Source organism: Pyxidicoccus xibeiensis, from assembly GCF_024198175.1.
GTDB lineage: Bacteria > Myxococcota > Myxococcia > Myxococcales > Myxococcaceae > Myxococcus > Myxococcus xibeiensis.
The window spans coordinates 113,630-125,635 of sequence record NZ_JAJVKV010000024.1 but is presented as its reverse complement, the minus strand read 5'-3'; the positions used below and the strand labels follow the sequence as shown (position 1 = coordinate 125,635).

The window sequence follows — 12,006 nt, the reverse complement described above, 5'->3', positions numbered from 1 at the left end:
TCAAAGAATTGACTGCGGTTTCCGCAATCTGTCTTCTACTTAGGCTTGCTATTTGGTTTTCAAAGACCGAGTCGCTTGTACCACCCGCGACTTTTTGCTACTGTTTGCTTCCTGCCGCCTGCCGTTTCCAACCGGCGGGGCCGCAGCTTCTATTCAAGTCCGCGTCCGTTGTCAACTTCGACTTTCGCGTCCTTGCGGCCTCTCGGAGTCTTCAGCGCCGCCCAGTGGCTTCCGCTGTTTCTTCCGAGGGGGCGCGGCTTCTACCGCTTCGCCGCCTCCCGTGTCAACCGCTGCTTCGTTGACTTTCCCGACCGTGCTGCCCGCGCTGCGACTCTCGGGCTACCCTTTGTCGGGGCGCGGCTTCTACCACCGCCGCGTCTTCTGTCAACTCGCTTCGTCGACCGCCATATTCCGTCTTGTTCCTGCTGCCCACCCGGAAGTGCCTTCCGCGCCAGTGCGCGGGCTTCCGTGTGAGGGGCGCGGCTTCTACCACCACCGCGTTTCGAGTCAACCGCTTCCTGCCGACTCTTGTTCCCTCTTCCGCAGCCACCTGGAAACTCCTGCTTGCCAGGCAGCCCTTCGAGCGGGGGCGCGGCTTCTACCACCGCCGCGTCTTGAGTCAACTGCTTCAGTCGACTCTTTCTTCCCACTTCTCCCACCCGCTGGCCGTCTTCCAACCAGGCAGCCCTTCGAGCGGGGGCGCGGCTTCTACCACCACCGCGTTTCGAGTCAACCGCTTCCAGTCGACTCTTCGTTCCCACCTTCTTGCCGCCTGACTGCCACTTCCGGTCAGGAGCTCTTTCGAGCGGGGGCGCGGCTTCTACCACCGCCGGGTCTTGAGTCAACCGCTTCCAGCCGACCCCTTCTTCCCACCCCTTTCGATGACCCGAAGCCCTGTTCCGGCCCGCGGCTTCATCGGACGAGGCATCCGTCCCTCGCATTGGTGTCAACGCGGCGAAACGCGCGACACTTCCCGGTGCAGCAAGGAGAGCGCATTGGGTACAGCCGCTCCACTCGCCGTGTTGTCGAAGATGCACCACACGTGTCGACCCGCCCGTTCGTGCTCCACGATGTGCTCGGCGAGCGCATCCAGATAGGACTCGGAGTACTCCGAGTAATAGATCTTCGGTGAGCCGTGCAGCCGGAAGTACACGAACTGCCCGTCCGGGGGCTGCGTGGCGCGCACGGCGGCCGGGTCCGCTCGCACGAAGCCGACGCGATGGTCCGCCATCAGTCTCCAGCCCTCCTCCGAGAACCAGGTCGGATGCCGGGGCTCGCACATGATGTCGACAGCGGTCCGTGAGCGGAGCTCACCAAGGAAGCTGCGAGCCGTCTCGGGCTCGAGGACGAGGCTGGGTGGGAGTTGCACGAGCAGACAGCCCAGCTTCTCCTCCAGGTGCCCCACCTCTCCCAGGAAGCGTTCGAGGGGCTCCTGGAAGTCACGAAGGCGCCGCTCGTGGGTGATGACCTTGGGAACCTTTACCGAGAAGCGGAACGCCGACGGGACGCTGTCACGCCAGCGCGCATAGGTGCCCGGGAGGTGAGGCCGGTAGAAGGAGGAGTTGATCTCCACGGCGGGGAAGACGCGCGCATACCGCTCCAGGTGGCTGCCCGTCGTGGGGAAGTGCTCCGCCACCGCGCTCGACAGGCTCCAGCCCGCGCATCCGATGGAGCGGCGCTCTGGTGGGGATGAGGGCGGCACGAGCAGATCCATGGAACAGGCTGAGGTTGGTCACGCTCCAGGCTCCGGACCTGCCGCCTCATGGCAACACGACGGGAGGCAGCCCGGGCAGGCGAGAGAGCTCCCGCACTCCTGCGTGGAACCGTGATCGAAGCCCCGGCCAACCACACGAACCCGTCGATTGACAGGTACCTGTCACCATGACAGATACATGTCCATGGCGAAGCCTACGGAAGTGGGAGCGCTGTTCACGGAACTGGTGCTCGAGGTGTTTCGGGTCAATGGCCTGGTGCTCGAGGCCGGCGATCGGCTGACCGAACCTGTCGGTCTCAGCAGCGCTCGCTGGCAGATCCTCGGCGTGGTGGACCACGAGCCGGCGCCCGTCGCGAACGTGGCCCGTCTCATGGGGCTCACCCGTCAGAGCGTGCAGCAGACCGCGGACGCGCTGGAGCGGGATGGGTTCGTCGAGTACGTGGAGAACCCCCACCACCGCCGCGCGAAGCTCATCGCAATGACGGAGAAGGGGCGCGAGGCGCTCCGGAAGGTGGAGGCGCGCCATGCGACCTGGGCGAACCGGACCGGCGCGGCCATCGACTCGCGGGCCCTCCAGGCAGCGCTGGAGGGGCTTCGCGAAGTCCGAAAGCGCCTGGAGGACGACACCGCAACAACCCACGCTGGACGGACAGGAGCATCCACATGAAGGGCGCGACGGCAATCCCCCTGCTTCCTTGTGTCTCTCTCGGGGAGACCCTGGACTTCTATCGGCACCTGGGCTTCGAGGTGACGCACCGGCAGACCGCGCCGAATCCGTACGCGGCCCTCCATCAATCCGGCTGCGACCTGCACTTCTTCGGCCTCAAGGGATTGGAGCCGGCCCGGGCCTACAGCACCTGCCTGGTGGTGGTCGACGAGGTCGAGGAGCTGCACCAGACCTTCGCCGGAGCCTTGAGACAGACGTACAACAAGGTGCCCATCACCGGCATCCCCCGCATCAGCCGGATGAGGAAGGGACAGACCCGCTTCACCCTGACCGACCCGAACGGCAACTCCATCATCTTCGTCCGGAGGGGGGAACCTCAGCCCGCCTACGTCGAACCCGACAGCGTCCAGGGGCCCCGCTCCCGGCTGGCCAAGGCGCTGGACGCGGCGGCCCGGCTGCGCGACTTCAAGACAGACGACGCCGCGGCCGCGAAGGTCCTCGACGTGGCGCTTGCTCGGAACGAGCCTGCCACTCCCCTCGAGCGTGCCCGGGCGCTTGCCGCCCGAATGGAGCTGGCCCTGGCGCTGGGGGACCCCGAGCGCGCCCAGGCCCTGCGCGCCGAACTCCAGGGGCTCTCCCTGACGGGTGCGGAGCGCAAGCAACTCCAACCCGAGCTGCGAGCCGCGGACGAGCTCCAGAAGTCGCTTGGCCAGCGCGACGACACCGAGCGCCCGGGGGCCCGGAAGAACAAGCGGTGAGCGCCACGTCCAGGGGCCGCCGGAGCGCCGCCTCCAGGGCCAGCGCTCCATCGCCGGCGAGGACCCACGGCGCCAGGTCCGGGATGCGCCGGCGGCGTCACCACACGGGCCGGAGCTTCAGCCGAAGTGAACCGCCGACAGCCGCGTCCCCATGAACATGCCGTTGTAGGGGATGGTGCCCCGGTCCGCTCCGGCCGCGCCCGCGATGACCATCAGGGGAAGCAGGTGCTCCTCACGAGGGTGGGACTGCCGGCCCGAGGGTGCCCTGTCCCACTCCGCCAGCCGCGCGTCCCGGTCCTTCGCCTCGAGCGTGGCTGTCTCTCGCAGCCAGACGTCGAACGTCTCGGAGACGCGCCGGGCATTCGGTCCGAAGAAGCCACGGAGGTCGTGGTACGACATCCCGCTGCCGATGATGAACACGCCCTCGTCGCGCAGCGGCGCGAGCGCGCGGCCCATCGCCAGGTGCTGCTCCGGATCCAATCCCTGGATGAGGGACAGCTGCACCGTGGGGACGTCCGCCTCCGGGTACGTGAGCTTGAGCGGCACGAAGGTGCCATGGTCATAGCCTCGCTGGGAGTCGGCGGCCGTCTGGAAGCCCGCGGCGCCGAGCAGCTCCCGCACCCGGGCGGCCAGCTGCGGGTTTCCCGGCGCCGGCCACTGGAGCTGGTACGACGCGGGCGGGAAGCCGTAGTAGTCGTAGAGCATGGGCGGACGAGGGCTCGTCATCACCGTCGGCACCGACTCCTCCCAGTGCGCGGAGATGACCAGCAGCGCCTTGGGCGGTGTCTTCGGGAGGTTGCGCACGGACTGGAGGTACTCGGTCAGCGCGGCGAAGCCCGGCTTGTCGTCGAAGCCCAGGTCGACGAACGGCCAGGGGCCTCCGCCATGCGGCATGAAGACGACGGGCAGGCGCTCGCCGCCGGGCGTCTTCTGGCGCTCATCCGGCTCGGAGGATGGCTGCTCACGGCTGGTGCTTGCCACCACCGCCGCGAGGCTCGCGGCACCCACCAGGCCGCCCACCACCGCGGCGCGCCGCGTGACTCCGTCTTTCCGCTCGTCGCGCATCTCTCGTTCCTCCACTGCCAAAGACTGCAAGGGCCACCCTCACCGTGCCAGGAGAAATGCGAGCCCCACACTGTTCCGAGGAGGGAACACCCTCCCTCGTCCCTTGTCTTCACCTCGGCACCAGGGCTACTTCGTGGATTCCAGTCTTTCCACGGAGGCGGCTTTGACCGGCATTTACGAGAAGACTTCTTCCATCTGCATCGCGGCGTGGGTCACCGGAGTCGGGCTCCTGGGGTGTGGCCCGGCGCCGGAGTCGGACGTCGAGGACACCGCCGGCGTCAGCCAGCAGGCCCTCACGGAGGGCGCTCCGCTAACGACGCATGATGCGAGCTGCCTGCGCCTCCAGGACCAGAACACGTGGAGCACGTACGCCTCATACATGACGCCCGTGGGCCCCGCGGTGGGCCTGCCCGGCGTCCTGGCGGACCTGAACCGCGTGGGTCCCATGCTGACGTCGAGCAACCGGCCGTCAGCCGTGGGCTACAAGGGCGGCTTCCGCTGGAACGATGGCGACATGGCCACCTCGGACTGGATACCCCAGGCCCTCACGGCGGGCGTGTCCGGCAGCACCAACGTCGCCATCGCCTCCTGGCACTACGGAGCCGCCAGCCCCGACAAAGGTGTGCGCCTCTCCGTGGCGGACATCTCGGACATGTCGTCGAGCGCGGTGAACTACCGCCACGTCCTCATGGTTCGGCCCACCAGCTCCGGCAACTTCACCACCGTGCCCATCCACGGAGGCGGGCTGGCCTGGTTCGGCAACTACCTCTACATGGCGGACACGTCCCAGGGGATGCGCGTGTTCGACCTCACGCAGATCCGCCAGGTGGACACAAGCACCACCTGCGACACGCAGATTGGCAAGGTCGGCTCCGTGTGGTGCGCGTACGGGTACAAGTTCGTGCTGCCGCAGGTGAGCGCGTACGTGGTGCCGTCCACCATCACCAGCCCGTGCCGGCCCAAGTTCTCCTTCCTGGGCAAGGACACGCGAGGCACCACCGACGTGGTGCTCTCTGGCGAGTACTGCAACAGCAGCGACGCGCAGTGCCCGTATGACGGCTCCACGCCGGGGCTCGGAGGACGGCTCTACCGCTGGCCCCTGGACTCCGCCACGAACCGGCTCAAGACGGTCAACGGCGCCGTGACGCCCGAGCGCGCCTACATCATGAACGAGCCCAATGTGCAGGGCGTGGCTCCCATCATGACCACGACGGCCACCACGTCCTACTGGCTGAGCTCCACGCGCTACAGCGGCGCGCTCTTCAAGGTCTCCACGGGGGCGTCTCGCACGGCGTACCTCTCCGGGAGCAGCCAGTGGGCGCGGATGCCCGAGGGCATGCACGCCACCGGGAGTGGCACCAACCTGTGGACGGTCACGGAAGGCTACAACGGCTCCACCAGCCCGGCCTCCGGAGGGCGCGTGGTGTTCTACGTGGACCAGGCCGCCGTGGACTGAGCGCGGGCTGCGGCAATTGAAGCTCGGTTGACGTTTGGCCTGGCGCGCATCGCGGCTCCAGGGGCGTGTGCCATAGAGTTGCCGTATGGCGGACATGCCGAAACCCGATACGGCGGTCGAAGTGGTCGTCGACCGTCGCCGGTTCCTCACCTGGGTGGTGGCCTCGCCGGCGCTGGTGGTCGCCGCGCGCCTGGGGCTCGACATCCCTCGCGCCGACGCGGCGGAGCCCTCGGCGGCTCCTGACGGGACGGCGCTCAGCCTCTACATCGCCATCCAGGCCAATGGTCACGTCACCGCCACCCTGCCCCGGACCGAGACGGGCCAGGGCATCACCACGGGCGTGGCCATGCTCGTGGCCGAGGAACTCGACATCGAGCCGGGCTCGGTGGAGGTGCGCACCGCCGACGCGGACCCGCGCTGGGTCATCCAGCTCACCGGCCTGTCGTCGACGATGCGCTTCCTCGCGGGCCCCCTCCGCGCCGCCGCCGCGACGGCCCGCGCGCGGCTGGTCACCGCCGCGGCGAATCGCTGGTGGTTGCCAGCCCACACGCTCACCACCGCCAATGGCGAGGTGGTGGCTCCGGATGGCCGCCGCGCGGGCTACGGCGAGCTGGCCGAGGACGCCGCCCGCGTGCTGCTGCTCCTCGTCTCCGCCCAGCCGAAGGCGCCGAGCGAATACACGGTGGTCGGGCGCCCCAGGGTGCGCCTCGATGCCCGTGACATCGTCACCGGCGCGGCGCGCTTCTCGCTCGACCTGGACATCCCCGGTGCCGTCCCCGTGGTCGTGGCCCGTCCGCCCACGCTGCGCGGGACGGTACAGAGCTTCGACGCCTCGACGGCCTCTTCCATACCTGGCGTCCTTGGCGTGGCGCGCCTGCCCACGGGCGTGGCGGTGGCGGCACAGACCTTCGCCCAGGCCTTCGCGGCTCGGGATGCCCTTCGCATCTCGTGGGCTCCGGGCCCGGCCAGCCACCTCTCTGATGCGGACATCCGCACACGCCTGCGCGACGCGATTGGCGCGCGGCCCCTGCCTCCCCTGTTCACCGCGCGGACCCTCGAAGGGCGCTTCGACTTCCCCTACCTCGCCCACGCGCCGATGGAGACGCAGAGCTGCGTGGCCACCGTCGTGGGGGACCGCGCCGAGCTCTGGCTGGGCGCGCAGGATCCGAAGTTCGCCCAGCGAGAGGTCGCGGCCGCGCTGGGCTGGGCGCTCTTCCCACAGCGCGTCACCGTGCACACCACCCGGGCGGGTGGCGGCTTCGGACGGCGGTTCTTCCCGGAGGCCGCTGTCGAGGCGGCGCTCGCCTCGCGGGCGCTCGGCAGGCCCGTGAAGCTGATGTGGACGCGCAACGACGACATGCGCCACGGCCGCTACCGTCCGGCCAGTCACCACCGCCTCCTCGCGTACCTCGGCGCGAATGGCTCCATCCTCGGGTGGAACCACCGGGCCGCCATCCCCACCGTGGAGTTCCCCCACGGGTTCGGCGATGCCCTCACCGCCCTGCTCGGAACCGCCCTGCCCGAGGTCACCAACCGCGTCTTCTTCGAGCTGTCCCAGCACGTGCCCTACCGCTTCGGGCTGGTGACGCAGGAGCTGCGCGAGGTCTCACTGCCCATTCCCACTGCGTCGTTCCGCTCGGTGTTCACCAGCCAGGTGGGCGTCGCGAACGAGGTCTTCATCGACCAGCTCGCACGGGCGCTGGGGAGAGACCCCGTCGAGCTGCGGCGCTCCCAGCTCACGTCGAGCCGTCTCAAGGCCGTCCTGGAGCGGGTGGTGCGCGAAGGCGCCTGGGGCCGGCCGCTGCCTTCCGGCGTCGCCCAGGGAGTCGCCGTCCTCGAGGAGTGGGACAGCGCCATTGCCCACCTCGTCGAGGTCGACGTCACGGGAGAGGTGCCCCGGGTGCTGCGCGTGGTCATCGCCGCCGATGTCGGCCTGCCCATCAACCCGAAGAGCGTCGAGGCCCAGCTCCAGGGCGCGGCCATCGACGCGTTCTCCACCACGCTGAGCGCGGGCATCCACATCGACCAGGGCGCCGTGCGAGAGGGCAGCTTCGCCGACTACCGGTGGCTCCGGATGAAGCACTCCCCCGCGGAGATACAGGTCCACCTGGTCCGGTCGGATGACCGCGTCGGCGGAGTCGGCGAGCTCGGCTACCCCAGCGCTGCCGCCGCCCTGTCCAATGCCATCGCACGGGCGAGCGGCACGATGCCCACCCGCTTTCCGCTGCTCGACGCAGGAGCCTGACCATGCCGGCCTTCCAGTTCATCCTCAACGGCCAGCCCGTCATGGTGGAGTCCTCCGCGGACCTGCCCCTGCTCTGGGCGCTGCGCGACCTGCTCGGGGTGACGGGGCCCAAGTATGGCTGCGGCGTCGGCGTGTGCGGCGCCTGCACCAGCCACCTGGAGGGCGAGGCCTTCCGCCCCTGCATCCACCCCGTCAGCGAGGTGGCGGGCACGAACGTGACCACCATCGAGGGCCTGGGCGGCGAGGGGCTCCATCCCGTGCAGCAGGCGTGGATCGCCGAGGACGTCGCGCAGTGCGGGTTCTGCCAGCCCGGGCAAATCATGGCGGCGGTGGCACTCCTGCGGAAGAACCCGGACCCGACCGATGCGGACATCGACGCGGCCATGAGCGACAACGTCTGCCGGTGCGGCACGTACGTCCGGATCCGCGCCGCCATCCGACGCGCGGCCCGCGCTCTCCGGGGAGAGTGAGGCTGTCGGAGATGCGGGCAGCCGCTGAGCGCGCCGCCCCGCACGGGGAGTGGACGACAGGAGAGGAACCGTTCGACGGGGAGTAGCGCGGTCGGGTCGCAGCCGTTAGAAGGGCGCCTTCTCCGGCGCCGACCCGACAACATGCGAACGACCCATCGTCCCCTGACCACCGTGGCCCTGGCCACGAGCATCTTCATGGCGGCCCTGGAGGTCACCGTCGTCTCCACGGCGATGCCCACCGTGGTCGGCGAGCTGGGCGGCATCCAGAGCTACGCGTGGGTCTTCACCGCGTACATGCTGTCCTCCACCATCACCGTGCCCATCTACGGGAAGCTGGCGGACCTCTACGGGCGCAAGCCCATCCTGCTCTTCGGCATCGGGCTGTTCCTCGTCGGCTCCATTGCCAGCGGCCTGTCCACGACGATGAACATGCTCATCGCCTTCCGGACCCTGCAGGGCCTGGGCGCGGGGGCCATGCAGCCCGTCGCGCTCACCATCATCGGGGACATGTACACGTTGGAGGAGCGCGCGAAGGTCCAGGGCGCGTTCAGCGCCGTCTGGGGCGTGGCGGGACTGATTGGCCCCGTCACCGGTGGCCTCATCGTGAAGTACCTGAGCTGGCACTGGGTCTTCTTCATCAACGTCCCGGTGGGCATCATCACCTTCGCCCTGCTGCTGGCCTTCTTCCATGAGCAGGTGCAACGCAAGCCGCAGCAGCTGGACTTCCTGGGCGCGGGGCTGCTCGCCGCCTGGGTGGTGGCGCTGCTCGTGGGCGTCCAGGGCGTTGGGCAGAACCTGTGGGGGCTGCCGGTGGCGGCCGTGCTGCTCGTCGCGTTCATCATGGTGGAGCGTCGGGCGGCGGACCCCGTCATCCCGATGTCCATCTTCAAGCACCCCGCCATCGCCATCTCCTCCGTGGCGGGCGCCCTCTTCTCGGCGGCGATGTTCGGGTCCACCACCTACGTGCCGCTGTACGTGCAGGCCGTGCTGGGCAGCACGCCCACCGTGGCGGGCGGGATGATCACCCCGATGATCGTCGGCTGGCCCATCGCCAGCGTGTTCGCGGGTCGGCTGCTGCTCACGTCGGGCTTCCGTCCCCTCATCGTCGGGGGCCTGGGGCTGACGGTGGTCGGCACCACGCTGATGGCGCTGCTGCTCAAGCCCGACTCGCCGCTGCTCGTCCTCCAGCTGGCCATGGCCCTGTTCGGCATCGGCCTGGGCTTCGCGTCCACCGCCCTGCTCATCGCGGTGCAGACCAGCGTGGGCTGGGAGCTGCGCGGGGTGGCCACCGCCAGCAACATGTTCTTCCGCACCATCGGCGGCGTCATCGGCGTGGGCCTGATGGGCGGCGTCATGGTGTCGCAACTCCTGAAGGACCCCAGCATCCCCATCTCCGCCGCCAACGCGCTGCTCGGTCCCGAGCACGGCCACGGGGTGCCTCCGGAGATGCTGAAGACGCTGAGCGGCGCGCTCAGCACCGGGTTGACCATCAACTTCTGGCTCATCTGCGCCTTCACCGTGGCCGCGTTCGTGTCCGGCCTGTTCTTTCCCAAGGTCTCCCGGAACCTGTCGTCGCCCGTCGCCGCCGCCGACGCGGCGGCCCCGCACTGAGGGCCGCGGGACAGGCGCCGCGCTTCTGGAGGCTGGCCTGGGGGCATAAGCTCCCGCTCCCATGCTCCAGACCTTCCTGTTGCTCACGCTCGCGGCTGCTCCCGTGGACTCCCAAGCGCTGCGCGGCGCCGTCACCGAGCGCATTGCCCAGGTGAAGGGGGCCACCGTGGCCGTCGCCTATCAGGACCTCGGCGACAGCCGCGACACCCTCCTCCTGAATGCGGACAAGCTCTTCCATGCCGCCAGCACCATGAAGGTGCCCGTCATGGTCGAGCTCTTCCGGCAGGTGGACTCCGGCGGGCTGTCCATGGACCAGCGGGTGACGCTCGTCAATCGGTTCGAGTCCATCGTGGACGGCTCCCCGTACGCGCTCGACGCCGCCGACGACGAGGATGCCGGCCTCTACGAACAGCTCGGCAAGCCGGTGGAGGTGCGCGAGCTCATCCAGCGGATGATTACGCGCTCGAGCAACCTGGCGACCAACTCGGTCATCGCCCTGGTGGGCGCGAAGAAGGTCAATGCGACGCTGCGCTCACTGGGGGCTCGGAAGATGACGGTCCTCCGGGGCGTGGAGGATGGGAAGGCCTACGCGAAGGGCCTCAACAATACGGCCACGGCAAGAGATCTCGCCACGCTGATGGCGGCCATCGAGCAGGGGAAGGCCACGTCCGAGACCTCCACGGCGGCCATGCGGAAGATCCTCCTCGCGCAGGAGCTGAACGACCTCATCCCCGCGGGACTCCCTCCGGGCACTCCTGTCGCGCACAAGACGGGGCAGATCACCGCCGTCCTGCACGATGCGGCCATCGTCTATCCACCCGGCCGGGCACCCTACGTCCTCGTCGTCCTCACGAGCGGCATCCCGGACGAGAAGGTGGCCCGCGCGCTCATCACCGACCTCTCCCGCAGCGTCCACGCCCATGCGACCCGGAAGGCTCCTGGGGCTCCTGCTCGCGCTCCGGACGCGGGCACCGGCTCACCGTGAGCACGGCGGTCGTCGCATGACCGTCTACAGGGCATCACGATGGATGGCTTCACGGGCCCCACCGAGCCGCCTGGATGATATGACAATTGATTTAATGACATATCATCCATGTCTAATTTGATATGTTATTGATTGAGTGGTCACAGAAATGCCTGATAGTTCGTTCATGTAGGCATCGTGGATCAGACACCGGCGATCCACTGAACACCCGGCCATGTGGGCATGGCCGATCAGATCGCGACCTCTTTTCTGTTCAAGTGTTCAGGTAGGCATTGCCCTGCTGTGCTCGTCCCCGTTCGTCGGGTGACACGGCTCGACAGGGGTCCGAAATTGACTGAAGGTCCGTTCAGGTAGTTGTTGCGATCGGAAGCGCCTGACTGGACGCTCGTTCATGTAGGCACGGCAGATCAGATCGCTGCCCGACGCTGCTGCCTGCCAGGCAAGCGAGGCAGCAATCCATCGAGCGCGGCTCTCCCACCAGGCACACCACCAGCAGCGTCCCGTCCGTGGGCCGAGCGGCTTGCTGCCCCCTCCCGCCAGCCCCAGCGTTGGGCTTGGCGCTCAACCAGGAGGCAGGTGATGGCGAAGAAGAAGATCACCGAGGGCTACGGAGGGACGAGCGAGCAACGGCAGCGCCACCTCCAGAACGACAACTTCTCGGAGCGGGCTCCTCACACCCCGGACGAGGCGGAGGCCGTGCGCAGCACTCCCGACAAGGATGGGCGTGAGGTCACCGTGCATCCCCTGGGCTCGGAGGACTCGGACGACCTCTGGACCGGAAAGCCGTAGGGCTGACGCCCGCTCCTCAGCTCAACGCATGAAGAGGAAGTAGAGCACCGCGCTCAGGGCCGCCGAGACGAGGATGCTGCCGAAGCAGCCGAGCTTGTTCGAAAAGAAGAGGAACATGGGCGCGCCGAACCTGCGCACGCCCGGCCCCCGGGAAAACCCCTGACGGCCCCACATGTCTGCTGCCGCACGAACGAACGCGGGCAGGGCGCTACCGGTGCGCCCTGCCCCGCCGCCAGCCGCGCTTCA

General features: G+C 68.6%; 10 protein-coding genes. 8 read left to right on the top strand and 2 right to left on the bottom strand.

From position 1 onward, the window contains the following. Positions 1-946: 946 nt before the first annotated feature. Positions 947-1,702: a DUF72 domain-containing protein gene (locus tag LXT23_RS47075; protein WP_253987098.1), complete on the bottom strand. Its 756-nt coding sequence runs from the start codon at positions 1,700-1,702 to the stop codon at positions 947-949. Between the two features lie 196 nt (positions 1,703-1,898). Between LXT23_RS47075 and LXT23_RS47070 the strand changes: the two genes are divergently transcribed. Next, positions 1,899-2,381: a MarR family winged helix-turn-helix transcriptional regulator gene (locus tag LXT23_RS47070; protein ID WP_253987097.1), complete on the top strand. Its 483-nt coding sequence runs from the start codon at positions 1,899-1,901 to the stop codon at positions 2,379-2,381. Further along, entirely contained in the window at positions 2,378-3,139 is a 762-nt protein-coding gene (locus tag LXT23_RS47065; RefSeq protein ID WP_253987096.1) for a VOC family protein, read from the top strand. The genes LXT23_RS47070 and LXT23_RS47065 overlap by 4 nt, the downstream gene beginning before the upstream one ends. 117 nt (positions 3,140-3,256) lie before the next feature. Here the strand turns inward: LXT23_RS47065 and LXT23_RS47060 are convergent, their stop codons facing one another. Further along, the gene (locus LXT23_RS47060) at positions 3,257-4,204 is read right to left on the bottom strand and encodes a DODA-type extradiol aromatic ring-opening family dioxygenase (RefSeq protein WP_253987095.1); all 948 of its coding nucleotides are present in this window, start codon (positions 4,202-4,204) and stop codon (positions 3,257-3,259) included. Positions 4,205-4,367: 163 nt separating this feature from the next. Here LXT23_RS47060 and LXT23_RS47055 point away from each other — a divergent pair, with 163 nt between their 5' ends. From LXT23_RS47055 to LXT23_RS47030, 6 genes are all read left to right on the top strand, one after another. Continuing rightward, positions 4,368-5,660, top strand: a complete 1,293-nt coding sequence (locus LXT23_RS47055) for a hypothetical protein (RefSeq protein WP_253987094.1) — start codon at positions 4,368-4,370, stop codon at positions 5,658-5,660. A gap of 85 nt (positions 5,661-5,745) precedes the next feature. Beyond that, positions 5,746-7,905, top strand: a complete 2,160-nt coding sequence (locus LXT23_RS47050) for a xanthine dehydrogenase family protein molybdopterin-binding subunit (protein ID WP_323379168.1) — start codon at positions 5,746-5,748, stop codon at positions 7,903-7,905. Between the two features lie 2 nt (positions 7,906-7,907). Further along, on the top strand, positions 7,908-8,375 hold the full coding sequence (locus LXT23_RS47045; RefSeq protein ID WP_253987092.1) for a (2Fe-2S)-binding protein: 468 nt from the start codon (positions 7,908-7,910) through the stop codon (positions 8,373-8,375). A gap of 141 nt (positions 8,376-8,516) precedes the next feature. Next, positions 8,517-9,986, top strand: a complete 1,470-nt coding sequence (locus tag LXT23_RS47040; RefSeq protein WP_253987091.1) for an MDR family MFS transporter — start codon at positions 8,517-8,519, stop codon at positions 9,984-9,986. Positions 9,987-10,047: 61 nt separating this feature from the next. Then, positions 10,048-10,971, top strand: coding sequence for a serine hydrolase (locus LXT23_RS47035; protein ID WP_253987090.1), 924 nt, complete (start codon positions 10,048-10,050; stop codon positions 10,969-10,971). Positions 10,972-11,550: 579 nt separating this feature from the next. After that, complete coding sequence (locus LXT23_RS47030; protein WP_253987089.1) at positions 11,551-11,760, top strand: hypothetical protein; 210 nt, start codon at positions 11,551-11,553, stop codon at positions 11,758-11,760. Positions 11,761-12,006: the final 246 nt, after the last annotated feature.

What these genes read in the sequence shown, in the direction of transcription:
- LXT23_RS47070 (WP_253987097.1), top strand. Translation starts at nt 1,899, where the DNA reads ATGGCGAAGCCTACGGAAGTGGGAGCGCTGTTCACGGAACTGGTGCTC.
- LXT23_RS47065 (WP_253987096.1), top strand. Translation starts at nt 2,378, where the DNA reads ATGAAGGGCGCGACGGCAATCCCCCTGCTTCCTTGTGTCTCTCTCGGG.
- LXT23_RS47060 (WP_253987095.1), bottom strand. Translation starts at nt 4,204, where the DNA reads ATGCGCGACGAGCGGAAAGACGGAGTCACGCGGCGCGCCGCGGTGGTG.
- LXT23_RS47050 (WP_323379168.1), top strand. Translation starts at nt 5,746, where the DNA reads ATGGCGGACATGCCGAAACCCGATACGGCGGTCGAAGTGGTCGTCGAC.
- LXT23_RS47045 (WP_253987092.1), top strand. Translation starts at nt 7,908, where the DNA reads ATGCCGGCCTTCCAGTTCATCCTCAACGGCCAGCCCGTCATGGTGGAG.
- LXT23_RS47040 (WP_253987091.1), top strand. Translation starts at nt 8,517, where the DNA reads ATGCGAACGACCCATCGTCCCCTGACCACCGTGGCCCTGGCCACGAGC.
- LXT23_RS47035 (WP_253987090.1), top strand. Translation starts at nt 10,048, where the DNA reads ATGCTCCAGACCTTCCTGTTGCTCACGCTCGCGGCTGCTCCCGTGGAC.
- LXT23_RS47030 (WP_253987089.1), top strand. Translation starts at nt 11,551, where the DNA reads ATGGCGAAGAAGAAGATCACCGAGGGCTACGGAGGGACGAGCGAGCAA.